21 protein-coding genes are annotated in these 21476 nt (G+C 69.0%); 16 read left to right on the top strand and 5 right to left on the bottom strand.

The window, feature by feature from the left end; genetic code table 11:
* The first annotated feature begins 17 nt into the window (after positions 1 to 17).
* The 5 genes from IM738_RS15600 (at position 18) to IM738_RS15580 (ending at position 4560) form a co-directional block, all read left to right on the top strand.
* Positions 18 to 1193 (top strand): acetyl-CoA C-acyltransferase, encoded by a 1176-nt coding sequence (locus IM738_RS15600; RefSeq protein WP_236961884.1) that lies wholly within the window; start codon positions 18 to 20, stop codon positions 1191 to 1193.
* Between the two features lie 151 nt (positions 1194 to 1344).
* Positions 1345 to 1785: a PaaI family thioesterase gene (locus IM738_RS15595; RefSeq protein WP_236961883.1), complete on the top strand. Its 441-nt coding sequence runs from the start codon at positions 1345 to 1347 to the stop codon at positions 1783 to 1785.
* Positions 1786 to 1848: 63 nt separating this feature from the next.
* The gene (locus tag IM738_RS15590; protein ID WP_236961882.1) at positions 1849 to 3210 is read left to right on the top strand and encodes an acyclic terpene utilization AtuA family protein; all 1362 of its coding nucleotides are present in this window, start codon (positions 1849 to 1851) and stop codon (positions 3208 to 3210) included.
* A gap of 1 nt (position 3211) precedes the next feature.
* Positions 3212 to 3544, top strand: coding sequence for an AtuA-related protein (locus tag IM738_RS15585; protein WP_236961881.1), 333 nt, complete (start codon positions 3212 to 3214; stop codon positions 3542 to 3544).
* A gap of 47 nt (positions 3545 to 3591) precedes the next feature.
* The gene (locus IM738_RS15580; RefSeq protein WP_236961880.1) at positions 3592 to 4560 is read left to right on the top strand and encodes a Bug family tripartite tricarboxylate transporter substrate binding protein; all 969 of its coding nucleotides are present in this window, start codon (positions 3592 to 3594) and stop codon (positions 4558 to 4560) included.
* Between the two features lie 36 nt (positions 4561 to 4596).
* Here the strand turns inward: IM738_RS15580 and IM738_RS15575 are convergent, their stop codons facing one another.
* The 4 genes from IM738_RS15575 to IM738_RS15560 all read right to left on the bottom strand — a co-directional run bounded on the left by IM738_RS15575 (position 4597) and on the right by IM738_RS15560 (position 8524).
* Positions 4597 to 5835 (bottom strand): dienelactone hydrolase family protein, encoded by a 1239-nt coding sequence (locus IM738_RS15575; protein WP_236961879.1) that lies wholly within the window; start codon positions 5833 to 5835, stop codon positions 4597 to 4599.
* Entirely contained in the window at positions 5832 to 6389 is a 558-nt protein-coding gene (locus IM738_RS15570) for a flavin reductase family protein (protein ID WP_226463119.1), read from the bottom strand. The genes IM738_RS15575 and IM738_RS15570 overlap by 4 nt, the downstream gene beginning before the upstream one ends.
* 61 nt (positions 6390 to 6450) lie before the next feature.
* Positions 6451 to 7683: a styrene monooxygenase/indole monooxygenase family protein gene (locus IM738_RS15565; protein WP_236961878.1), complete on the bottom strand. Its 1233-nt coding sequence runs from the start codon at positions 7681 to 7683 to the stop codon at positions 6451 to 6453.
* Between the two features lie 37 nt (positions 7684 to 7720).
* Positions 7721 to 8524, bottom strand: coding sequence for an SDR family oxidoreductase (locus IM738_RS15560; RefSeq protein WP_236961876.1), 804 nt, complete (start codon positions 8522 to 8524; stop codon positions 7721 to 7723).
* Positions 8525 to 8719: 195 nt separating this feature from the next.
* Between IM738_RS15560 and IM738_RS15555 the strand changes: the two genes are divergently transcribed.
* The 11 genes from IM738_RS15555 (at position 8720) to IM738_RS15505 (ending at position 20173) form a co-directional block, all read left to right on the top strand.
* Positions 8720 to 9751 (top strand): helix-turn-helix domain-containing protein, encoded by a 1032-nt coding sequence (locus IM738_RS15555; RefSeq protein ID WP_236961875.1) that lies wholly within the window; start codon positions 8720 to 8722, stop codon positions 9749 to 9751.
* Between the two features lie 37 nt (positions 9752 to 9788).
* Complete coding sequence (locus IM738_RS15550) at positions 9789 to 11612, top strand: acyl-CoA dehydrogenase (protein ID WP_236961873.1); 1824 nt, start codon at positions 9789 to 9791, stop codon at positions 11610 to 11612.
* A 42-nt stretch (positions 11613 to 11654) separates the two neighbouring features.
* The gene (locus IM738_RS15545; protein ID WP_236961871.1) at positions 11655 to 12446 is read left to right on the top strand and encodes an SDR family oxidoreductase; all 792 of its coding nucleotides are present in this window, start codon (positions 11655 to 11657) and stop codon (positions 12444 to 12446) included.
* Positions 12447 to 12872 carry a PaaI family thioesterase gene (locus tag IM738_RS15540; RefSeq protein WP_236961869.1) on the top strand — a complete coding sequence of 142 codons (426 nt, stop codon included), beginning with the start codon at positions 12447 to 12449 and terminating at the stop codon, positions 12870 to 12872.
* Between the two features lie 33 nt (positions 12873 to 12905).
* Complete coding sequence (locus IM738_RS15535) at positions 12906 to 13919, top strand: NADP-dependent oxidoreductase (protein ID WP_236961867.1); 1014 nt, start codon at positions 12906 to 12908, stop codon at positions 13917 to 13919.
* A gap of 112 nt (positions 13920 to 14031) precedes the next feature.
* Complete coding sequence (locus IM738_RS15530; RefSeq protein ID WP_236961865.1) at positions 14032 to 15741, top strand: acyl-CoA dehydrogenase family protein; 1710 nt, start codon at positions 14032 to 14034, stop codon at positions 15739 to 15741.
* Between the two features lie 102 nt (positions 15742 to 15843).
* Positions 15844 to 16851, top strand: a complete 1008-nt coding sequence (locus tag IM738_RS15525) for a glutathione S-transferase family protein (protein ID WP_236961863.1) — start codon at positions 15844 to 15846, stop codon at positions 16849 to 16851.
* Entirely contained in the window at positions 16848 to 17339 is a 492-nt protein-coding gene (locus tag IM738_RS15520; protein WP_236961861.1) for a GNAT family N-acetyltransferase, read from the top strand. Before IM738_RS15525 ends, IM738_RS15520 begins: the two co-directional genes overlap by 4 nt.
* Before the next feature lie 28 nt (positions 17340 to 17367).
* Positions 17368 to 18273, top strand: a complete 906-nt coding sequence (locus IM738_RS15515) for an SDR family oxidoreductase (RefSeq protein WP_236961859.1) — start codon at positions 17368 to 17370, stop codon at positions 18271 to 18273.
* A gap of 8 nt (positions 18274 to 18281) precedes the next feature.
* Positions 18282 to 18833: a methylated-DNA--[protein]-cysteine S-methyltransferase gene (locus IM738_RS15510; protein ID WP_236961857.1), complete on the top strand. Its 552-nt coding sequence runs from the start codon at positions 18282 to 18284 to the stop codon at positions 18831 to 18833.
* 74 nt (positions 18834 to 18907) lie between these two features.
* A complete protein-coding gene (locus tag IM738_RS15505) occupies positions 18908 to 20173 on the top strand; it encodes a multidrug effflux MFS transporter (protein ID WP_236961855.1) in 1266 nt (421 codons plus the stop codon).
* A gap of 6 nt (positions 20174 to 20179) precedes the next feature.
* Here the strand turns inward: IM738_RS15505 and IM738_RS15500 are convergent, their stop codons facing one another.
* On the bottom strand, positions 20180 to 21271 hold the full coding sequence (locus IM738_RS15500; protein WP_236961853.1) for a DUF72 domain-containing protein: 1092 nt from the start codon (positions 21269 to 21271) through the stop codon (positions 20180 to 20182).
* Positions 21272 to 21476: the final 205 nt, after the last annotated feature.

Here is a 21476-nt window from a genome sequence, read left to right as displayed (position 1 = left end):
GATTTGAGGAACCCATCATGACCAACGCCGTCATCGTCTCCACCGCCCGCACGCCCCTGACCAAGAGCTGGAAGGGTGCCTTCAACATGACCCACGGCGCCACGCTCGGCGGACACGCCGTGCAGCACGCCGTGCAACGCGCCGGCATCGACGCTTCGGAAGTCGAAGACGTGATCATGGGCTGCGCCAACCCCGAGGGTGCGACGGGCGCCAACATCGCGCGCCAGATCGCGCTCAAGGCCGGCCTGCCCATCACGGTCTCGGGCATGACCGTCAACCGCTTCTGCTCCTCGGGCCTGCAGACCATCGCGCTGGCCGCGCAACGCATCATCGCGGGCGAAGGCTCGGTCTACGTGGCCGGTGGTGTGGAGAGCATCTCCTGCGTGCAGCAGGAGATGAACCAGCACATGCTCAAGGACCTCGCGCTGGAAAAGATCAAGCCCGAGATCTACTGGAACATGCTGCAGACCGCCGAGCAGGTGGCCAAGCGTTACAACATCAGCCGCGACGCCATGGACGAGTACGGCGCCGCCAGCCAGCAACGCGCCACCGCCGCGCTGGAAGCCGGCCTGTTCAAGGCCGAGATCGCCCCCATCACCGTGACCGCCGGCGTGGCCGACAAGGTCATGGGCCTGATGACGAAACAGGTCACGGTGGAGAACGACGAAGGCATCCGCGCCGGCACCACCAAGGAAGGCATCTCCGGCCTGCGGTCGGCCCTGCCGGGTGGCCTGGTCACGGCCGGCAACGCCAGCCAGTTCAGCGACGGCGCCGGCGCCTGCGTGCTGATGGACGAGACCCTGGCCGAGAAGCGCGGCCTGCAGCCGCTGGGCCGTTTCCTGGGCTTCGCGGTCGCCGGTTGTGAGCCGGACGAAATGGGCATCGGCCCGGTGTTCGCCATCCCCAAGGTGCTGTCGCGCCTGGGCCTGAAGGTCAGCGACATCGACCTGTGGGAACTCAATGAAGCCTTCGCCGTGCAGGTGCTGTATTGCCGCGACAAGCTGGGCATCCCGGCCGACCGCCTGAACGTCAACGGCGGCGCCATCGCCGTGGGCCACCCCTACGGCGTGTCGGGCCAACGCCTGACCGGCCACGCGCTGATCGAAGGCAAGCGCCGCGGTGCCAAGCGCGTCTGCGTGACGATGTGCATCGGCGGCGGTATGGGTGCTGCTGGCATCTTCGAAGTTCTGTAAGTGAGGCCCACCCCGTTGCTTGCCCACTGCGTGTGGCCGCATCCCCCTCAAGGGGCGACACCAGCCGTCCGGCGAAGCCGGCCCGGCGGTGTCCCACGACGGGATCACTTCGCGCGTTGCGGGGTGTGCTCCGGCATGGTGGAAAGCTGAAATGCCCGAGATGACCGTCAGTCCCGAGGTCTTCCTCGCCATGGGCCGCGAGGTCTTGGCGAAGCAGCCTTTCTCGGTGCTGATCGGGGCCGAGCTGGTGGCGCTCTCGCCGGGGCGCTGCGAGCTGCAGGTCCCGATCACCGAAGCCGTCCAACAGCAGCACGGCTTCGTGCACGGTGGTGTGCTCAGCTACGCCGCCGACAACGCGCTCACCTACGCCGGTGGCACGGCGCTGCGTGTGCCCGTGGTCACCTCCGAATTCAAGATCAACTACCTGCGGCCGGCCATCGGCGAACGCCTGATCGCGCGCGCCGAAGCCGTGCACACCGGCAAGTCGCAGGCGGTCTGCCGCTGCGACGTGTTCGTGCTCAAGGACGGCGTGGAAAAACTCTGCGCCGTGGCCCAGGGCACCATCGCCGCGTTGCCTGCGGCCACGGCCTGAGCGAGCGGTGGCGCCGGGGTTCACCCCATGGCTCTCGCGCGCCAACAGCGCCACACTGCAGGGATGACCCACTACCGCATCGGCTCCGGTGCCGGCTACGCCGGTGACCGCATCGACCCCGCGCTGGACCTGGCCGAGCACGGCGAGCTCGACGCCCTGGTGTTCGAGTGCCTGGCGGAACGCACCATCGCCCTGGCCCAGCTGCGCCGCGCCCACGATCCACAGGCCGGCTACGACCCCATGCTCCAGGCGCGCATGCGTGCGGTGCTGCCGGCCTGTGTGCGCAACGGCGTGACCATCATCACCAACATGGGCGCGGCGAACCCGATGGCGGCCGGGCAGGCCGTGCTGGACGTGGCACGCGAACTGGGCATGCCGCGCCTGCGCGTGGCGGTGGTGACGGGCGACGACGTGTTGCCCTGGATGTTGGCGAACGATGTGCCGCTGATGGATTCGCCCGACACCGTGCGTTCGCTGGACGGGCGCCTGATCTCGGCCAATGCCTACCTCGGCGCCGACGCCTTGTTGCCCGCGCTGCAGGCCGATGTGAACGTGATCATCACCGGCCGTGTCGCCGACCCGTCGCTCTTTGTGGCGCCGCTCATGGCCCACTTCGGCTGGGCCGCGGACGACTGGCATCACCTGGGTCAGGGCCTGCTGGTGGGGCACCTGCTCGAATGCGCGGCCCAGGTCAGTGGTGGTTACCTGGCCGATCCGGGCCACGTGGACGTGCCCGATCTGCACCGCGTGGGCTTCCCGCTCGCCGAAGTCTCGGCCGATGGCAGCGCGGTCATCACCAAGTTGCCAGGCACCGGCGGGCGCGTGGACCGGTTGAGCTGCACCGCGCAACTGCTCTACGAAGTGGAAGACCCGGCGCACTACCTGCAGGCCGATGTGGTGGGCGACTTTTCAAAGGTCCGTTTCACGCAGCTCGAGCCCGACCGGGTGCAGGCGCAGGGCGCCAGCGGTTACGCGCGCCCCGAGCAACTGAAAGCCACGCTGGGCTACCGTGACGGTTTCATCGGCGAAGGTCAGATCTCCTACGCTGGTCCGGGCGCCCGGGCGCGCGGCGAACTGGCGCTGTCCATCCTGCGGCTCCGGCTGCAGGATGCCACGCTGTCCCACGGCCTCGCTGGTCTGGAACACCGCGCCGAGCTGATCGGCGTGAACGCGATGCACGGCCCTCAGCTGGGCGCGGATCGCGAACCCTACGAGGTGCGCGTGCGGCTGGCGGTGCGCTGCGCAACGCGCGCGCAGGCCGAAGCGGTGGGCCAGGAAGTGGAAGCGCTGTACCTCAACGGCCCGGCGGGCGGTGGCGGCGTGATGCAGTCGGTGCGCGAGGTGATCGCCGCGGCCTCGGCGCTGGTGCCGCGTTCGGGGGTACATGTTCGCTGCGACATCCTCGAACTGAGCGCGGAGTCTTGACATGACAGCACCGTCCAGAAAAGCATCCCCCAACCGCACCCTGCGCGACATCGCACTGGCCCGCTCGGGCGACAAGGGCAACCGCGCCACGCTCAGCGTGATCGCGCTGGATCCGGAGGACTACCCGGTGCTGGAGCGCCTGCTCAGCGCCGAGCGTGTGCAGGCCCACTTTGCCGGCGTGGTGCATGGCCCGGTGCAGCGCTACACCTTGCCCGATCTCGCGGCGGTGCATTTCGTGATGTTCGACGCCCTGGGCGGCGGCGTCACGCGTTCGCTGGCCCTCGACGCCCACGGTAAAACCCTGAGTGCCGCCGTGCTGGATCTGCCACTCTGAGACCTACACTGACCTCGCCTTTTTGATACCAACCGAAGGAGACTCTGATGCGTTCTGTGTTCCGATTGCTCGCCACCACCGCCGCCGCGCTGGTGTGTTCATCCACCGCCCTGGCACAGGCCTGGCCCGACCGGCCGATCAAGGCGGTCGTGCCGTTTGCCGCCGGCAGCGCCACCGACACCATCGGCCGCGCCTTCGCGCTGAAGATGCAGGAGTCGCTGGGGCAGACCATCGTGGTCGACAACAAGCCTGGGGCCAACGGCCTGCTGGGTGCCGACGCGGTGGCCAAGGCCGCACCCGACGGCTACACCATCCTGATCGGCACCAACAGCACCAACGCCGCGCTCAAGAGCCTGATGAAGAAGCTGCCCTACGACCAGGACACCGCGTTTGCACCGGTGGGCTACATGGGCTCGGTGCCGCTGATCATGGCGGTCAACAACGACGTGCCGGCCAAGACGCTGAAGGAGCTGGTGGACATGGCCAAGGCCAAGCCGGGCAGCATCAACTTCGCCAGCGCCAGCACCTCGCAGCTCGTGTCCACCGAGATGATGGCGGGCATGGCCGGCATCCAGCTCACCAACGTGTCCTACAAGAGCGGCCCCGCCGCCATGACCGACCTGATCGGCGGCGTGGTGCAGATGTTCAGCGCCGACTTCGCGGTGATGCTGCCGCAGGTGAAGGCGGGCAAGGTGCGTGGTCTGGCGGTCACCTCAAGCAAGCGCTCGCCGGCCGTGCCCGAGCTGCCCACCGTGAACGAGGCGCTGGGCTTGAAGGACTATGAGCTGATCGCCTACTTCGCCGTGTTCGCGCCCGCGGGCACGCCGCCCGAGGTCGTGGCCAAGCTCAACAAGGCGGTGAACGACGCGGCCAACAGCAAGGACATCCAGGACAAGTTCGCGGGCATCGGCTTCGCGGTCGAACCCGGCACCCCCGCCGACCTGGCCAAGCGCAGCGTGGCCGAGACCGCCAAGTGGGCCAAGGCGATCAAGGACGCGAAGATCGAGCCGCAATAAGCACCGGGGGAGCCCCGCCGGCGCGGGGGGGCTTCCTCAGGGCGCTGACTTGGCCCAGCTCGCCATCAAGGTGTTGGACGGCAGGTGTTCGTCCAGCAGCTTGCGCGCCGTCTCGATGCCGGCCACCGGCAGACCGGCCGGGTCAAGTTGGCCGATCTGCACCAGCACGCTGGCCTGGTCCCAGTAGATGTGCTCGTGGTAGAGCTTGTCTCCCCGGAACTTGACGATCGCCACCAGGGGGATCTCGACCCGTCTGCCCGTGGGCGCGATGCCGGGCAGCATCCAATCGATCTCGCAGGTGTGGGTGAAGCAGAACAGCAGCTCGTCGACGATCTGCGTCGCGCCGATGGTGCGCGAGATCGGCACCAGCGTGGTGTCGGGCGGGTTGCTGTTGACGAAGTGGTGCTGGTAGAAGCGCGACAGCATGGTGTGGCCCACGCCGCCGGTCATGGTGGGAATGTGGTTCACGTACGGCTCGGCCACCATGGTGGCCATGGTGGCGGCCACGTCGCGGGTGGCGAACTCGTGTTCGCAGTGTTTGTCCCACAGGGCCGAGAAGTCGGGGTGGGGGCCCATGGCGGCCTTGAAGGCGGCCACGCTGCGCTGGTGCGCCATCAGCGCCGAAGGCTTGTGGAAGTGGTCGCCGCCCTGCCGGGCAAACGCATGGTCCACACCGGGGTACACGTACAGCTCGGTCTGCTCGCGGCCCGACAGCGCCGCCAGGATCGCGGCGCGCGCCTCGGGCGGGCAGAAGGCGTCGTTTTCGGCGATGTGCAGCACCAGCCGGCCGCGTTGGCTCTTGGCGTCGTCCAGCGCCTTTTCAATGCCCACGCCGTAGTAGCCCACGGCCACATCGGCATCGGTGTGGCAGGCCGCCAGGTAGGCCAGCTTGCCGCCCAGGCAGAAGCCCAGCACACCGGCCTGGCCCGTGCACTCGGGGCGCTGGCGCAGCGCGTTCAGGCTGGCCTGGATGTCGGCCACGCCCAGGGTTTCGTCGAAGCCCTGGTAAAGACCGAAGGCGCGCTGGAAATCGGCCTCGGTGTAGCCCAGCTGAATGCCGGGCTGCTGGCGCCAGAACAGGTCGGGCACCAGCACCACATACCCTTCTTCGGCGTAGTGGTCGGCCACGGCGCGCATGGTGGCGTTGACGCCAAAAATTTCCTGCGCGAGCACGATGCCGGGGCCATGGCCCGAGGGTGGCAGGGCGAGGTAGGCGTCGAAAGATCCGCTGCCGTCGCTGGCCGGGATGCGGATGTGTTGGGCGGTGGGTGTCATGCGGTTTCTCCAAGGTCTGCGAGGGTGGTGTATTGGCCGTCCGAGTACAGCAGCGGCGCTTCGTTGCGCGGGCTCAGCAGCACCGCCTTGATCTCGCCGATCATGGCGGCGTGGCTGTGGGCCACCATCATTTCGTCCACGACGCAATCGAACACGGCCAGCGCGTCCAGCAGCACCGGCGCGCCGGTGGCCAACGTGCCCCAGCGACCGGGCTCGAAGCGCTGCGACTGCGGGGTGGGCGCGCCACCGAACTGCTGCGCCAGGTCGAGGTGGCGGTAGGCCAGCAGGTTCACGCTCATGCGCCGGCTTTCCGCGATGGCGCGGAAGGTCGAGCCCTTGAGGTTGACGCAGGCCAGCAGCCGCGCCGGTTCGGCCGAGAAGGACGTCACGGCGGTGGCGGTCAGGCCGGCCAGGGTCTGGCCATCGTGGGTGGCCACCAGGGTCACGGCGCCGGTCAGGCGGCGCATGGCCAGGCGGAAGTCGGACAGCGGCAGGCTGGCGCTGTGGCGCAAGGCCTGCAAGGGGGGCAGGGTGCCCAGTTCGGCTGCGGTCATGGGACTGCCCTCCGTGCTGCGCACCGCGGGGCTGAGCGCCTTTGGAACGGCCGGGCGGTGTTCATGCCGGCACCGCGTCGAGGTAGGCGTCGACCTTGTCCGGCGTCATGAAGAAGTTCACGAAGTCGGTCGGGTTGTTGAAGCCGTTGGCGATGCGCCGGGCCACCCGGGGTTCGCCAACGGCCGCGCCCAGCACCTTGAGCACGTGGGGCGGTGGCGGCGACAACAAGGCGTTGGTCCAGTCGGTGGCGAAGTGGCCGTAACTTGCCCAGAAGTCCTCGAAGGTCTGCTGCATGAAGGTGGCGTCAAAGGGCTGGTCGCCGTGCGCCACGATGGCATGCTCCACCGCGTTCGCGAACTTGGCCGCGTTGTTGGAGCCCTGGCCGGTGATGGGGTCGTTGAGCATCACCGCGTCGGCCATGCCCATCACCACCCGGCCGCTGGGCAACTGGCCCACCGGCTGGCGCACCGTGGGGGCGAAGCGCCCGGCCAGGATGCCGTTGGCGTCGGTCAGTTCCACCTGGGTGCAGCGGGCCGCTTCCCAGGGCAGGAACTTCGCCAGGATTTCTTTCGAGCGGGCCAGGTGCTGGGCCGGCGTCGTCACGTCTCCCCAGCAGTCCATGGGACCGCTGGGCACGCCCTCGAACACCATGATCTCGCAGGGGCCGCTGACCGTCAGCGCCGGGAACACGAAGTACTCGCCCACGCCGGGGATGAGGTTGAAGTTGACGGCCGAGTACTCGGGGCGGGGCGCCATGCCGTGCACATAGGTCAGCGCCAGGGCGCGCTGCGGCTTGTCGTAGGGGCTGCGGCGGGCGTCGCGCTGGAACATCTGGGCGATGGCGCCTTTGCCGGCGGCCACGATCACGAGGTCGTGGTCCTGCGTCCAGCGCTCCAGGTCGTCCATGCCGGCTTCGTGCATCAGCAGCTCGCCGCCCAGGCGGTCGAACTCGGCCATCCAACCGGGCACCTTCACGCGCTGGTCGACCGACTGCGCCTTGTGGTCCAGCCGGTGGCCCCAGCTCATGGCCTTTTCGCCGGGCAGCTCGGGGTGGGGCACGGTGAACGAGATGCCTTCGACCGGCGGGCAGTCGGGCTCCCAGAAGTTGAGGCCGCGGTCGCGTTCGAGCTGCAGGCTGTCGTGGAACATGCACTGGCTGGACAGCACCTTGCCGGTGCGCATGTCTTCGGGCGTGCGGTTGCTGGTGATGCTGACGCGGTAGCCGCGCTGGAGCAGGCTGATGCCCAGTTGCAGGCCGGCCTGGCCGGCGCCGACGATCATGATCTTGCGCATGGTGTTGTCTCCTGGTGGTGTGGGGGAAAAACGAGGCTCAGGCCATCAGTTTCGGGATGGCCGGTTCGTGCGATTCCGGGCCCATCGCCGAATAGCCGCCGTCCACGGCGTAGTCGGCGCCTGTGACGAAGCTGGCGTGGTCCGAGCACAGGAACAGCACCACCTGGGCCACCTCGTCGGGGTCGCCGACGCGCTGGAGCAGGTGGAAGGGGGCGGCCACGCGGTCGGTCTTGGCGCGGTCGCCGTGGGTCAGCTGGTTCATGATGGCCGACCAGGTCCAGCCGGGTGACACGCTGTTGACCCGGATGTGATCGGGCGCGAGGTCCATGGCCATGTTGCGCGTCAGCTGCACCAGCGCGGCCTTGCTGACCGGGTAGAGCCAGCGCCCGGTCTGGGCCACGCCGGAGGAGATGCTGGTGAAGTTGACCACCGCGCCGCCCCCGGCCTTCTGCATGTGCGGGTGCACTGCCTTGAGCATCATCACCGCGCTGGCCACGTTCACGTCCAGGGCCTGGTGCCAGTCGGCGCGGCCCGACCGCAGCCCCTCGTCCACGTACGAGCAGGCGAGGTTGACCAGGAAGTCGACGCCGCCGAAGCGCGCGGCGGTCTCGTCCGCACAGGCCGTCACCTGGGCGTCGTCGGTGATGTCGGTCGCGCGGAACCACACGCCCTCACCGCAGCCATCGGCCACGGCCTGGCCGCCGGCGGTGTCGATGTCGGCCAGCGTGACCCGCACGCCCTGGGCGTGCAGGGCCCGCACCACGGCGGCGCCGATGAGGGTGGCACCGCCGGTGACGATGGCGGTCTTGCCGGACAGTCCGAGAAAAGTGGCTTGGGGCATGGGGGTCTCCTGGGCTTGAAACAAACGCCGCGGGTGGCGGTGGGGGCCAATGTAGAAACCAGCGGGTCCCGGTGGCATCCCGTTTGCGCAGCCACCGTCCCAAAAACGAGAAATTGGAGGGCGTGCCCGCTCCTGGCGCGTCGTCGCGGGAAAATCCCGTGGCGCTCCGCTGCGTGATTTGTTAGCGTCAGCGCCATGTTGTCGCCCTACCGTTACCCGCTGGCCAGCCACGCGCTGTTTCACACGCGGGACGTGGACCAGGCGCGCGAGGCGGTGGCGCGCGTGTTCTGCCCCCACATGCTCAACCCCTGCGGGTCGGCCGTGGTGCTCGACGCGCGCCACCACAGCGCGCCGGTGTGTCAGGACGTCAGCCTCAACTACGTGCAGTACGGTCCGGCGGTGGACATCGAACCCGGGCAGCTCGGCAGCTTCTACCTGCTGCAGATTCCGTTGCGGGGCAGTGCCGAGGTGCACTGCGGCGGGCAGCGGGTCACGGCCCGCCCGGGAGTGGCCTCGTTGCCGTCCCCCAGCGAGTACCTGAAGATGCGCTGGGCCGACGACAGCCCTCACCTGATCCTGCGCCTGTCGCAGGGGGCCGTGGTGCGTCAGATGGAGCAACTGACGCAAACCGCCGTGCACCGCCCGCTGGTGTTCGGGCTGGGCCTGGCCATGGACACGCCGGCGCTGGCGCCCCTGGCCGGGTTTGTGCGTTACCTGGCCGAAACCCTGGAGGTGGACGCCGGGTTCGCCGGCTCCGCCCTGGCACGACAGGCAGAGGCCTACCTGCTCAGCACCCTGCTCATGCAGGCGCCCCACAACTACAGCGAGGCCCTGTGTGGCGACACCCGGCGCCCGCTGCTGCCGCGCGCCGTGCGACGGGCGCAGGACTTCATGCAGGCCAACGTGACACGGCCCTTGACGCTGGCCGACCTCTGCGGGCACCTGCACGTGAGCGCGCGCAGCCTGCAGCAGGCCTTCGTGGCCCACACCGGCGAGTCGCCCATGGTGTACTGGCGCAACCTGCGCCTGGACAAGGTGCGCGAGCTGCTGCGCCGGGCCGCCGGCCAGGCGTCGACCGACGTGACCGTGACGCTGGTGGCCGCCGAGCACGGCTTCCTGCACATGGGCCACTTCGCGGCGCAGTACCAGCGCCGTTTCGGCGAGCGCCCGGTGGACACCCTGAAGACGCCGCGTGCTGTCATGCAGGGGTCAAGCCCGCGCGCCTGAGCGCATTACAGTTGGCGCTCCCTGATCGAGGAGCCCCATGAGCTTGCGTCCCACCATCGACTTTTTGCTCCATCACTGGCTGGGCGCCGAGGCGCTCAGCCAGCGTGAACGTTTCGCCGACCACTCGCGCGAAACCTTCGACGCCGTGCTCGACACCTGCGAGCGCATCGCGCGCGAGAAGTACGCGCCGTTCAACCGCCTGGTGGACACGCAGGAGCCGCACTTCGATGGCGAAAAGGTCATCCTGCCGCAGGCCACGCACGATGCGCAGAAGGCCTACGCCGAGAGCGGCATGCTCAGCGCCGCGCAGGACTACAGCGTCGGCGGCATGCAACTGCCCTACACCGTGGAGGCCGCGGCCAACGCCTTCTTTGCCATGGCCTCGGTCAGCATCGGCTCGGGCATGTTGACCACCGGCAACGCCAACCTGCTGATGAAACACGGCACGGATGCGCAAAGGCACGTGTTCGCGCTCAACGAATTCAATGGTCGCTTCTCCGGCACCATGTGCCTGAGCGAACCGCAGGCAGGTTCTTCGCTCAGCGATGTGGTCACGCGCGCGCTGCCCGACGGCGAGGGCTTCGAGGCCGACCCGCTCGGCCCGCGCTACCGCCTCAAGGGCAACAAGATGTGGATCTCGGCCGGCGAACACGAGCTGACCGAGAACATCATCCACCTGGTGCTGGCCAAGATTCCCGATGCGGACGGCAAGCTGGTGCCCGGCGTGAAAGGCATCTCGCTCTTCATCGTGCCCAAGAAGCTGGTGGATACGGAAGGGCAGCTGACCGGCGAACGCAACGACGTGGCGCTGGCCGGCCTGAACCACAAGTGCGGCTGGCGCGGCACGACCAACACCCTGCTGAATTTCGGCGAGGGCAAGTACCCGGTGCGCGGTGAAGCGGGCGCCGTGGGCTACCTCGTCGGCCAGCCCGGCCGGGGCCTGCAGTGCATGTTCCACATGATGAACGAGGCGCGCATCGGTGTCGGCATGGCGGCCACCATGCTGGGCATGGCGGGCTACCACGCGTCGCTCGACTACGCGAAGAACCGGCCGCAGGGCCGACCCATTTCAACCGGCGGAAAGGACGCTGCCGCGCCCCAGGTCCGCATCATCGAACACGCCGACGTGAAACGCATGTTGCTGGCGCAGAAGAGCTACTGCGAAGGCGCGCTGGCGCTGGAACTCTATTGCGCGCGCCTGGTGGACGAGCAGCACACCGGCCGCCCTGAGGCGGCCGACGACGCGCGACTGCTGCTGGAGGTGTTGACGCCCATCGCCAAGAGCTGGCCCAGCGAGTGGTGCCTGGAGGCGAACTCGCTGGCGATCCAGATCCACGGGGGTTACGGCTACACGCGCGACTTCCCGGTTGAGCAGTACTGGCGCGACAACCGCCTGAACATGATCCACGAAGGCACGCACGGCATCCAGGGCATGGACCTGCTGGGCCGCAAGGTGCTGATGGAGAACGGCAAGGGCCTGCAGCTGCTGGCCGGCCGCATCAACGCCACCATCGAGCGTGCGATCCAGGTGCCCGAGCTCGCGGCGCACGCCAACGCGCTGGGCCAGGCGCTGGCGCAGGTGGGCGCGGCCACGAAAGCCGCCTGGGCCACCGCCAACCCGACCGAAGCACTGGCCAACGCCGTGCCCTACCTGCAGGCCTTTGGCCACACCGTGCTGGCCTGGATCTGGCTCGACGTGGCGCTCGCGGCGCATGCCTCTGCGGAGTCGCCCACGCGCACCGGACGTCTGGGTGCCATGCGTTTCTTCTTCCACTACGAACTGCCGAAGATCGGCGCCTGGCTGCAGGTGGTGCGCGAACGCGACCTGACCTGTGCCGAGCTGCCCGAAGACGCTTTCTGATTCCCCCATCCCACCCATTCCATCCATCTCAGGAGACAACCCATGACCCGAACCGTCACCCAACTCTTCGACCTCAAGGGCAAGACCGCCCTCATCACCGGCGGCTCGCGTGGCCTGGGCCTGCAGATGGCCCATGCGCTGGGCGAAGCCGGTGCCCGCGTGGTGATCAGCTCGCGCAAGGCCTCGGATCTGGAGGAGGCCACCGCCGAGTTGCAGGCCGCCGGCATCGACGCGCGCTGGATCGCCGCAGACTGCTCGCTCGAAGAAGACATCCGCCGCCTCACCAGCGAAACCCTGCAGCGCGTGGGCGAGGTGGACATCCTGATCAACAACGCCGGCGCCGCCTGGGGCGCACCGGCCGAAGATCACCCGCTCGAAGCCTGGGACAAGGTGATGAACCTCAACGTGCGCAGCTACTTCCTGCTGAGCCAGCTGATCGCCAAGGCGAGCATGATCCCGCGCCGCAGTGGCAGCATCATCAACACCGCCAGCATCGCGGGCCTGGGCGGCAACCCCTCGGGCATGAAGACGATTGCCTACAACACCTCCAAGGGTGCGGTCATCAACTTCACCCGTGCACTGGCCGCCGAGTGGGGCGAACACGGCATCCGCGTCAACGCCATCTGCCCGGGCTTCTTCCCGAGCAAGATGACGCAGGGCACCCTGAAGGCCATGGGTGAAGAGAAGCTGGCGTCGCACGCCCCGCTTCGCCGCCTGGGCGACGACGAAGACCTGAAGGGCCTGACCGTGCTGTACGCGTCGGACGCGGGCAAACACATCACGGGGCAATGGTTGGCGGTGGACGGTGGCGTATCGGTCATCACAGGAGGTTGAGTGGAGTTCTCGGTTCACATTCCTTTTGTCGAGTTGCTTGGCTTCGAGCTGCAGAAGTTCGAAGGCGGCGAGTCGGAGATCGCTTTCGCGCCGAAACACGAGCATGAAAACTCGTTCAACGTGGTGCACGGCGGCGCCAGCATGACCCTGCTCGACGTGGTCATGGCGCACGCCGCGCGTTCGGTGGAGCCGGCCATGGGCTGCGTCACCATCGAGATGAAGACCAGCTTCCTGCGCGCGGCCAAGGGGCCGCTGCTGGCCAAGGGCAAGCTGCTGCACCGCACCGCCACCATGGCCTTCACCGAAGGCAGCATCTTTGATGCCGCCGGCAAGCTCTGCGCCCACGCCACCGGCACCTTCAAGTTCGTGCCGCGCCTGCCGGTGGGCAAGTCCACCAACGCCCTCAATACCCTGAAGACCGACTGACCTGCCGGTCGTCACCCACCCCGGAGAAACCACATGCCCGCCAACCAACAGATCCTGCTCGACAACCGCCCGCAAGGCGAAGCCACTGTCGACAACTTCAAGCTCGTCACCACCGAGACGCCAGCCCTCGCCGACGGCCAGGTGCTCGTGAAACACCACTACCTGAGCCTGGACCCGTACATGCGCGGCCGCATGAACGACAGCAAGAGCTACGCCGCGTCGCAGCCGCTGGGCGAGGTCATGATCGGCGGCACCGTGGGCGAGGTGGTCGAATCGCTGCACCCCAAATTCAAGGCCGGCGATCAGGTGGTCGGCATGGGCGGCTGGCAGCAATACAGCGTGGTTGATGCGAACCAGCCCGGCGCGCTGCGCAAGGTGGACACCACGCACGTGCCGCTGTCCTACTACCTCGGCGCGGTCGGCATGCCGGGCGTGACCGCGTGGTACGGCCTGGTGAAGATCATCAACCCCAAGGCCGGCGACACCGTGGTCATCAGCGCCGCCACCGGCGCGGTGGGCAGTGCCTACGGGGCCCTGGCCAAGGCCCGTGGCTGCCGCGCGGTGGGCATCGCCGGTGGGCCGGACAAATGCAAGTACGCGGTCGAAGAGCTGGGCTTCGACGCCTGCATCGACTACAAGTTGCACAAGGACATGTACTCACTGGCCAAGGCGCTCAAGGAAGCCTGCCCGAACGGCATCGACGGCTACTTCGAAAACGTCGGCGGCATGATCCTCGACGCGGTGCTGCTGCGCATGAACGCCTTCGGCCGCATCGCTGTCTGCGGGATGATCGCCGGCTACGACGGGGCTCCGCTGCCGCTGGCCAACCCGGCGCTGATCCTGGTGAACCGCCTGAAGATCGAAGGCTTCATCGTCAGCGAGCACATGGAGGTCTGGCCCGAGGCGCTGACCGAGCTGGGCACGCTGGTGGCGCAGGGCAAGCTGCGACCGCGCGAGACGGTGGCGCAAGGCCTCGAGAACGCGCCCGAGGCTTTCCTGGGTTTGCTCAAGGGCAAGAACTTTGGCAAGCAGCTGGTGAAAATTTGACCCCCCCGCGCCGCCTGCGGCGTCACCCCCCAGGGGGCGCCACTGGCGGCCCGGCGGAGCCGGTTCCGCGGTGGCCTGGGTTGAAGACACCGCTTCTGTTTGAGGAGTTTTCATGAGTGCCACCCATGAAGTGTTCAACCAGGTGGAGCCGCTGGTGGACTACAACCTGTTTGATGGCAACCAGGCGATGCAGGATGCGCTGAAGTTCAACGCGCCTGCGCTGAATTCGTCGCACCTGCAGGCGCTCGGCGCCACGGTGGGCAGCGCGGAGATGCAGCAGCACGCGCGGCTGGCCAACGTGTTCATGCCGCAGCTCAAGAGCCACAGCCGCTTCGGCCACCGCATCGATCAGGTGGAGTTCCACCCGAGCTACCACGCACTGATGTCGGCGGCGACGGCCGCGGGTTTGCATGGCACGCCTTGGGCGCAAGCCCGCCGCGACGCCGGGCCGCCCCAAGGCGCGGCAGCCCCCTTGGGGGGCAGCGAACCACACAACGTGGGGAGCGTGGGGGCACACACCCTTCGTGCCGCCGGCTTCATGCTCTTCACCGAGCTGGAGCCGTCCATGCTCTGCCCCATCTCCATGAGCTACGCGGTCACGCCCGCGCTCAAGGACAACCCGGCCATCTACCGCGACTGGGCGCCGCAGCTCACCAGCCGCGCCTACGACCCGACGCTGAAGCTGTGGAAAGACAAGGCCGGCGTGACCATGGGCATGGGCATGACGGAGAAGCAGGGCGGCTCGGACGTGCGCGCCAACACCACGCAGGCCGTGCCCGATGGGGCAGACCACTGGGGCCAGCGCTTCAGCGTCACCGGCCACAAGTGGTTTTTCTCGGCGCCCATGTGCGACGCCTTCCTGATCCTGGCGCAAACGCCCTCCGGCCTGTCCTGCCTGTTCCTGCCGCGTGTGCTGCCCGACGGGTCGATGAACCAGCTCTTTATCCAGCGCCTGAAAGACAAGCTGGGAAACAAGGCCAACGCGAGTTCCGAGGTCGAGTTCGCCGGCGCCACCGCCTGGCTCGTGGGCGAAGAGGGCCGGGGCGTGCCGCAGATCCTGGCCATGGGCACGATGACGCGGCTGGATTGTGCGCTGGGCACCAGCGGCCTGATGCGCCAGGCGCTCTCCATCGCGCTCAACCACACGAGCCAGCGCAAGGCCTTCGGCAAGAAGCTGATTGACCAGCCGCTGATGAAGAACGTGCTGGCCGATCTCGCGCTCGAATCTGAAGCGTCCACCGCTCTGGCGCTGCGCCTCGCGCGCAGTTTCGACCGACCGGGGGATGAACACGAGCGCGCCATGCAGCGGCTGCTCACGCCGGTGGCCAAGTTCTGGATCTGCAAGCGCGGCAGCCACTTCGCGCAGGAGGCCATGGAGTGTCTGGGCGGCAACGGCTATGTGGAAGAGGGCGGCGAGGGCGTCATGGCGCGCATCTATCGCGAGATGCCGGTGAACTCGATCTGGGAAGGCGCCGGCAACATCATGGCGCTGGACCTGCTGCGCGCGCTGCGCAAAGCCGATGCCGCCGCCGCACTCGCGCACGAACTCGCGCCCGCGAAAGGCATGCACGCGGCGCTGGACCACCTCGCCGCCAGCCTGCCCACCCGCGTGGAACAGATGGCCACCGAGATGGAGGCCCGCCGCCTGGCGCAGGACGTGGCGCTCGCCGTGCAGGCCGCGCTGCTGGCGCAGACCGCGCCCGCCGCTGTGTTCGGCGCCTTCTGCGATTCGCGCCTGGCCGGCCACTGGGGCCACAGCTTCGGATCGCTGGGTTCCAGCGTCGATTTCGATGCCATCATTCAGCGGGCGATGCCCACATGAACCAGCAAATACCCGTTCGCCCTGAGCTTGTCGAAGGGCTCACCCATCCAGCGAAGTGAGGCTTCGACAAGCTCAGCCCGAACGGATACTTTGGAGACACCCATGCCCGACCTGATCCTGCACCACTACCCCATGTCGCCCTTCGCCGAGAAGGCGCGGCTCATGCTCGGCTTCAAGGGCCTGGCCTGGAAGAGCGTGTTCATCCCCAGCGTGATGCCCAAGCCCGACGTGGTGGCGCTCACCGGCGGCTACCGCCGCACGCCGCTGCTGCAGATCGGTGCCGACATCTACTGCGACACGGCCCTGATCGCCACGGTGCTGGAGCACCTCAAGCCGCCGTTCGCCGGGCCGCCCCAAGAACGGCAGCACCCCCTCGGGGGGCCTGGCGAAGCCAGGGTTGGGGGCGAGGTTCCCGTGCTGTTCCCCGAACACCTCAAGGGGGTCACTCGCATCGTGGCGCAGTGGGCCGACAGCGCGCTGTTCTGGGCCGCCATGGGCCACACGCTCAGCCCCAAGGGCGCGGCCGCGATGTTCGGCAGCCAGCCGCCCGAAGTGGGCCAGGCCTTCGCGGCCGACCGCAGCGCCATGCGCAACGGCATGACCGGCCTGCGCGCGGGCGATGCCGCGTCGGCCTACCGCAGCTACCTGCGCCGGCTCGCCCACATGCTGCACGAGCAGCCCTTCCTGTTCGGCGACACGCCCTGCATCGCCGACTTCGCGGCCTACCACCCGCTGTGGTTCACCCGCGTGGTGAATCCGGCCATGGCCGGCATCCTGGACGCCACGCCCGGCGTGCTCGCCTGGATGGACCGCATGGCCGCGCTGGGCCATGGCCAGCCGGCGAAGTTCACGTCCACCGAAGCCATCGCGGTGGCCGCAGCGGCCGAGCCCGCGCCGCTGGCCGACGAGGCCTTCCAGGACGACCACGGCATTCCGCTGGGCAGCCGCGTGACCGTGGCCGCCGAGAGCTTCGGCCCCGAGACCACCGAAGGCACCCTGCTCGCCGCGACCCGCACGCACTACACGCTGGAGCGCACCGACGAGCGCGCGGGCCGGGTGCACGTGCACTTCCCGCGCATCGGCTACGTGCTGAAGGAAGTGCGCGCTTGAGCGGCCAGACCGTGCCCTCCCGCAGCGCTGCCCTGCAGTGGCGCTGCCTGCCGTTTGCCGCCCTGTCGGCCGACACCCTGTACCGCTTGCTGCGCCTTCGCTCCGAGGTGTTCGTGGTGGAACAGGCCTGCGTGTTCCTTGATCTGGACGGGCGGGATGCGCAGTGCCTGCATCTGCTGGGCGAGGTGGTCGGTCCAGACGGTGTGGTCCACCTGCACGCCAGCACCCGCCTGGTGCCGCCCGGCGTGGACTTTGCTGAAGCCAGCATTGGCCGCGTGGTCACCGCGCCCTCCGCGCGCGGTGGCGGCATCGGCCACACGCTCATGGCCGAGTCGGTGCGCCAGCTGATCGCGCTGTGGGGCGAGCAGCCCATCCGCATCGGCGCGCAGGCGCATCTGGAAGCCTTCTACAACCGCCACGGCTTCGTGTCGGACGACAAGCCCTACATCGAAGACGGCATCCCCCACATAGAAATGATCCGGCGCTGAGCCGACTCAACACCCAGGAGACAACACCATGATTTCAGATTTCAAAGGCAAGACGGCGGTGCTCACCGGCGCGGGCTCGGGCTTCGGCCTCGAATGCGCCCGCATCGGCGCGAAGCTCGGCATGAACCTCGTGCTGGTCGACGTGCAGCAGGACGCGCTGGACACAGCGCAGGCCGAGATGGAAGCCGCCGGCGCGCCAGTGCTGGCCCGCAAGGTCGATGTGTCCAGCGCCGAGCAGATGGAGGCCCTCGCCGCCGACGTGGTGCAGCGTTTCGGCGCGCCGCACTTCGTGTTCAACAACGCGGGCGTGGGCTCGGGCGGCCTGGTCTGGGAAAACTCGGTGAAGGACTGGGAGTGGGTGCTGGGCGTGAACGTGTGGGGCGTGATCCACGGCGTGCGCCTGTTCACGCCGCTGATGCTCGCCGCCGCGAAAGCCGACCCCGCCTACCAGGGTCACATCGTCAACACCGCCAGCATGGCGGGCCTGCTGACCCCGCCCAACATGGGCGTCTACAACGTCAGCAAGAGCGCCGTGGTGAGCCTGACCGAGACGCTCTACCAGGACCTGAAGCTGGTGAGCGACCAGATCAGCGCCAGCGTGTTGTGCCCGTATTTCGTGCCCACCGGCATCGGCCAGAGCCAGCGCAACAAGCCAGCCGGCCTGGCCGACGAACAGCCCACGCAGAGCCAGCTGATCGGCCAGGCCATGACCGACAAGGCGGTGGGTTCGGGCAAGGTCACCGCGGCGCAGGTGGCGCAGATGGTGTTCGACGCCATCGCCGCCGACCGCTTCTACATCTACAGCCACCCCAAGGCGCTGGGCAACGCGCGGTCGCGCTTCGACGCCGTCGTGGCCGGCAGCAACCCGCCCGACCCGTTCGCCGAGCGGCCCGAGATCGGCGTGGCGTTGCGGCAGGCGCTGCGCGCGGGCTGACCACTGCCATGAACAGCGGCCGCGGCCACACGCTGTTCGACACCGCCATCGGCACCTGCGGCATGGCCTGGGGGCCGGCGGGCATCACGGCGGTGCAGTTGCCCGAGCCCACGCCCGAGGGCACGCGGCAGCGGCTGCTGCGCAACCTGCCCCAGCCGGTGCCGGAGGCCGACCCTCCGCCCCTGGTGCAGTCGGCCATCACCGAGCTGAAAGCGGCCCTGCGCGGCGAGCGGCCGGCCGATCTGCGCCACCTGCCGCTGGACATGTCCCGCCTCACGCCCTTCCTGCAGCGCGTGTACGAACGCGCCCGCGCCATCCCGCCCGGCGAGGTGCTGACCTACGGCGAACTCGCCGCCGAGATGGGCGACAAAAACCTGGCCCGCGCCATCGGCCAGGCCATGGGCGCCAACCCGTTCGCACCGGTCGTGCCCTGCCACCGCGTGCTGGCGGCGGGCGGCCAACCCGGCGGCTTCTCGGCCAGCGGAGGGGCCATCACCAAGTGGTGCCTGCTGGCCATCGAGGGCCACCGGCCCGGTGGCGAACCGTCGCTGTTCGACTGACGATCCTTCGCTGCGGTCAAAGGTTGATCCGGTGGCGCCGGGCGGCATTTTTGCTGCACTGCGACAATCCCCCGATGCTTTCTCGTTATCTCAAGATGGCCCTGGTCCTGGGCCTGCTCTCTGCCATCGGACCGTTCGCCATCGACATGTACCTGCCCGCGCTGCCCGACATCGGGCGCAGCCTCGGCGCCGAGGTGGGGGCGGTTCAGCTGACCCTCACCGCGTTCTTTCTCTCGATCGGCCTGGGGCAGTTGCTGTACGGCCCGGTGTCCGACATGGTGGGCCGCAAGCCGCCGCTCTACGCCGGCCTGGCCCTGTTCACCCTCGCCAGCATCGGTTGTGCGCTGGCCACCGACATCCACACCCTGGTGGCGCTGCGCTTCCTGCAAGGGCTGGGCGCGGCGGCCGGCATGGCGATTCCCCGTGCCATCGTGCGCGACCTGCACACCGGCGCGGAGGCCGCGCGCCTGATGTCGCTGCTGATGCTGGTGTTCAGCGTCTCACCCATCCTGGCGCCGCTGGCGGGCAGCGGCGTGATCGCGCTGACCGGCTGGCGCGGCGTGTTCTGGGTGGTGGCGCTGGCGGCGGTGGCCGGCATGTTGCTGGTGCGCGGTGCGCTGGCCGAAACGCGCAGCGAGGCCGAGCGCGTGGACAGCAGCCTGGGCAGCGCGCTGCGCGCCTACGGTGTGCTGCTGCGCGACCGGCATTACCTGGGGCTGGTGCTCATCGGCGCCTTCGCCATGGCGGGCTTCTTCGTCTACCTGGCCGGGTCGCCCTTTGTGCTGATCAACCACTACGGCCTGACCCCCACGCAATACAGCCTGGCCTTCGGGCTCAACGCCGCCGCGTTCATTGGCTCCGCGCAACTGACCGGCCCCCTGGGGCGGCGGTTCGGGCTGGTGCCGCTGGCGAAGTGGGCCGTCACCGCCTGCGGGCTGGTGATGGCGACGCTGCTGGCGTATTACCTGGGCGGTGGTGACCGGCTGGTGGTGCTGGTGGTGCTGTACTTCGTGGCCAGCGCCTTCATGGGGCTGGTGATTCCCACGGTGTCGGTGCTGGCGCTGGAGGCGCATGGCGCGATTGCGGGCACCGCGTCGGCCCTCATGGGCACGCTGCAGATGCTCTGCGGCGCGGCGGCCATGGGCATCGTGGGCCTGTTCGCCAACGGCCGGCCGCTGCCCATGGTGGCGGGCATGGCGTCCGGCGCCCTGACCGCGCTGGCGCTGACCTGGGTCACGCTGCGCGTTGACCTGAGCCCCCACGCTCCACCGCTGCGCGGGTCGCTGCCCCCCGAGGGGGCTGGGCCTGCCTTGGGGCGGCCCGGCGACAGGCCCACCTGAAGGCTGTCAGGGGCCTGGGGCCTCACCAGCCGCCAACCCCTCCGCCAGCGCCCGGGCCGACAGCGGCGCACAGCCCTCGGCCTTGTTGCTGATCGTCACGTAGGCGTTCTGCCCGGCGCCCGTCACGCCGCGCACCGTGCGCACGATCAGCTCGCGCGTCTCTTCGTCCACGTCGTGGAGGCGGTCGTAGGGTTCGTAGGAGCGCTGCGCGTCCTCGTAGCCGTAGGCGCCGTGCAGCGGGTTCAGGTTCCAGCGGCAGACCATCGGCCCGGGCCAGAGCGCGCGCAGCAACGGCAGCTGCTCGGCCAGACGCGGCATCTTGGCGTGCAGGCCCAGGCAGTAGGTGGCGCCGGTGTCCTTGAGCACGGCCGCCAGCTTCGGCGCGATGCTGGGCGAGAGCCACTCCGGGTCGCGCACCTCCACCGCCACCACGCCGTCGGGCGTGGCGCCGCGCACATCGGGCAGCGCCTTGAGCATCGCGCGCAGCCGCTCCAGCAGCAGCGGCAGGCGCTGCAACTGCGAGAAGGGCAGCGGGCTGAGCTGGAACACCAGCGCGCCCACCTTGTCGCCCAGCCCCGCCAGCGCGGGGGTGATGAATTCCTGCGCGGCCAGCGCCGGGTCCAGAAACGCCGTGTTGGGCTGGCGGCCCTGGCCCTGTTCGCCGCGCACCAGCGCGTCCGTCACCAGCGCCGGCGCCTTCACCACGAAGCGGAAATCGTCCGGCACCTCGCCCGCGTAGCGCGCGTACTGCCCCTCGGTCAGCGGGCGGTAGAACGAGCGGTCGATGCCCACGCAGCGCAGCAGCGGGTGCTGCGCGTAGGCGCTCAATCCGTTCTTGGCCAGCACCGCCTCGCTGTACGGCCCCTCGTCCCACACGATGCCGGCCCAGCCCGGGTAGCTCCAGGTCGAGGCGCCCAGGCGGATGCGTGGATTCAGGTGGGCGGCGAGGGCGCGGGTGGCGCCACCGTGCGCGAGCGGCCACACCTCGCTGGCTCGCCGGCGGGGCGCAGCGGGCGCGGCCGTTGCCTCCGCCGGTGCGGGCGCCGTGGCGGGCGGCGGAAGGGGGGCCGGCGGAGCGCCGAACAGGTCGTGCTGCATGCTGCAACGGGTGGTTTCCGGGGTGGGTGAGCGAGCCGGGATGTTAGCCCCCCCCTTGGTGCAACAAGCCCGCCCGCGACGGGCGCGGCGCGGTGTCCCCGGTGCCCACCGCGCACCCCGCCGTTCGCCGCCCGGGCACCTGCGCCTGCGCGAATGTCTGTCGGTTGGGGTGTGCTTACGTTTGCATACCTGATTGGTGGTGTTT

Source organism: Hydrogenophaga sp. SL48 (genome assembly GCF_021729865.1).
Lineage (GTDB): Bacteria > Pseudomonadota > Gammaproteobacteria > Burkholderiales > Burkholderiaceae_C > Hydrogenophaga.
This window is presented reverse-complemented; position numbering and strand designations above follow the sequence as displayed.

What these genes read in the sequence shown, in the direction of transcription:
- IM738_RS15600 (WP_236961884.1), top strand. Translation starts at nt 18, where the DNA reads ATGACCAACGCCGTCATCGTCTCCACCGCCCGCACGCCCCTGACCAAG.
- IM738_RS15595 (WP_236961883.1), top strand. Translation starts at nt 1,345, where the DNA reads ATGCCCGAGATGACCGTCAGTCCCGAGGTCTTCCTCGCCATGGGCCGC.
- IM738_RS15590 (WP_236961882.1), top strand. Translation starts at nt 1,849, where the DNA reads ATGACCCACTACCGCATCGGCTCCGGTGCCGGCTACGCCGGTGACCGC.
- IM738_RS15585 (WP_236961881.1), top strand. Translation starts at nt 3,212, where the DNA reads ATGACAGCACCGTCCAGAAAAGCATCCCCCAACCGCACCCTGCGCGAC.
- IM738_RS15580 (WP_236961880.1), top strand. Translation starts at nt 3,592, where the DNA reads ATGCGTTCTGTGTTCCGATTGCTCGCCACCACCGCCGCCGCGCTGGTG.
- IM738_RS15575 (WP_236961879.1), bottom strand. Translation starts at nt 5,835, where the DNA reads ATGACACCCACCGCCCAACACATCCGCATCCCGGCCAGCGACGGCAGC.
- IM738_RS15570 (WP_226463119.1), bottom strand. Translation starts at nt 6,389, where the DNA reads ATGACCGCAGCCGAACTGGGCACCCTGCCCCCCTTGCAGGCCTTGCGC.
- IM738_RS15565 (WP_236961878.1), bottom strand. Translation starts at nt 7,683, where the DNA reads ATGCGCAAGATCATGATCGTCGGCGCCGGCCAGGCCGGCCTGCAACTG.
- IM738_RS15560 (WP_236961876.1), bottom strand. Translation starts at nt 8,524, where the DNA reads ATGCCCCAAGCCACTTTTCTCGGACTGTCCGGCAAGACCGCCATCGTC.
- IM738_RS15555 (WP_236961875.1), top strand. Translation starts at nt 8,720, where the DNA reads ATGTTGTCGCCCTACCGTTACCCGCTGGCCAGCCACGCGCTGTTTCAC.
- IM738_RS15550 (WP_236961873.1), top strand. Translation starts at nt 9,789, where the DNA reads ATGAGCTTGCGTCCCACCATCGACTTTTTGCTCCATCACTGGCTGGGC.
- IM738_RS15545 (WP_236961871.1), top strand. Translation starts at nt 11,655, where the DNA reads ATGACCCGAACCGTCACCCAACTCTTCGACCTCAAGGGCAAGACCGCC.
- IM738_RS15535 (WP_236961867.1), top strand. Translation starts at nt 12,906, where the DNA reads ATGCCCGCCAACCAACAGATCCTGCTCGACAACCGCCCGCAAGGCGAA.
- IM738_RS15530 (WP_236961865.1), top strand. Translation starts at nt 14,032, where the DNA reads ATGAGTGCCACCCATGAAGTGTTCAACCAGGTGGAGCCGCTGGTGGAC.
- IM738_RS15525 (WP_236961863.1), top strand. Translation starts at nt 15,844, where the DNA reads ATGCCCGACCTGATCCTGCACCACTACCCCATGTCGCCCTTCGCCGAG.
- IM738_RS15515 (WP_236961859.1), top strand. Translation starts at nt 17,368, where the DNA reads ATGATTTCAGATTTCAAAGGCAAGACGGCGGTGCTCACCGGCGCGGGC.
- IM738_RS15510 (WP_236961857.1), top strand. Translation starts at nt 18,282, where the DNA reads ATGAACAGCGGCCGCGGCCACACGCTGTTCGACACCGCCATCGGCACC.
- IM738_RS15505 (WP_236961855.1), top strand. Translation starts at nt 18,908, where the DNA reads ATGCTTTCTCGTTATCTCAAGATGGCCCTGGTCCTGGGCCTGCTCTCT.
- IM738_RS15500 (WP_236961853.1), bottom strand. Translation starts at nt 21,271, where the DNA reads ATGCAGCACGACCTGTTCGGCGCTCCGCCGGCCCCCCTTCCGCCGCCC.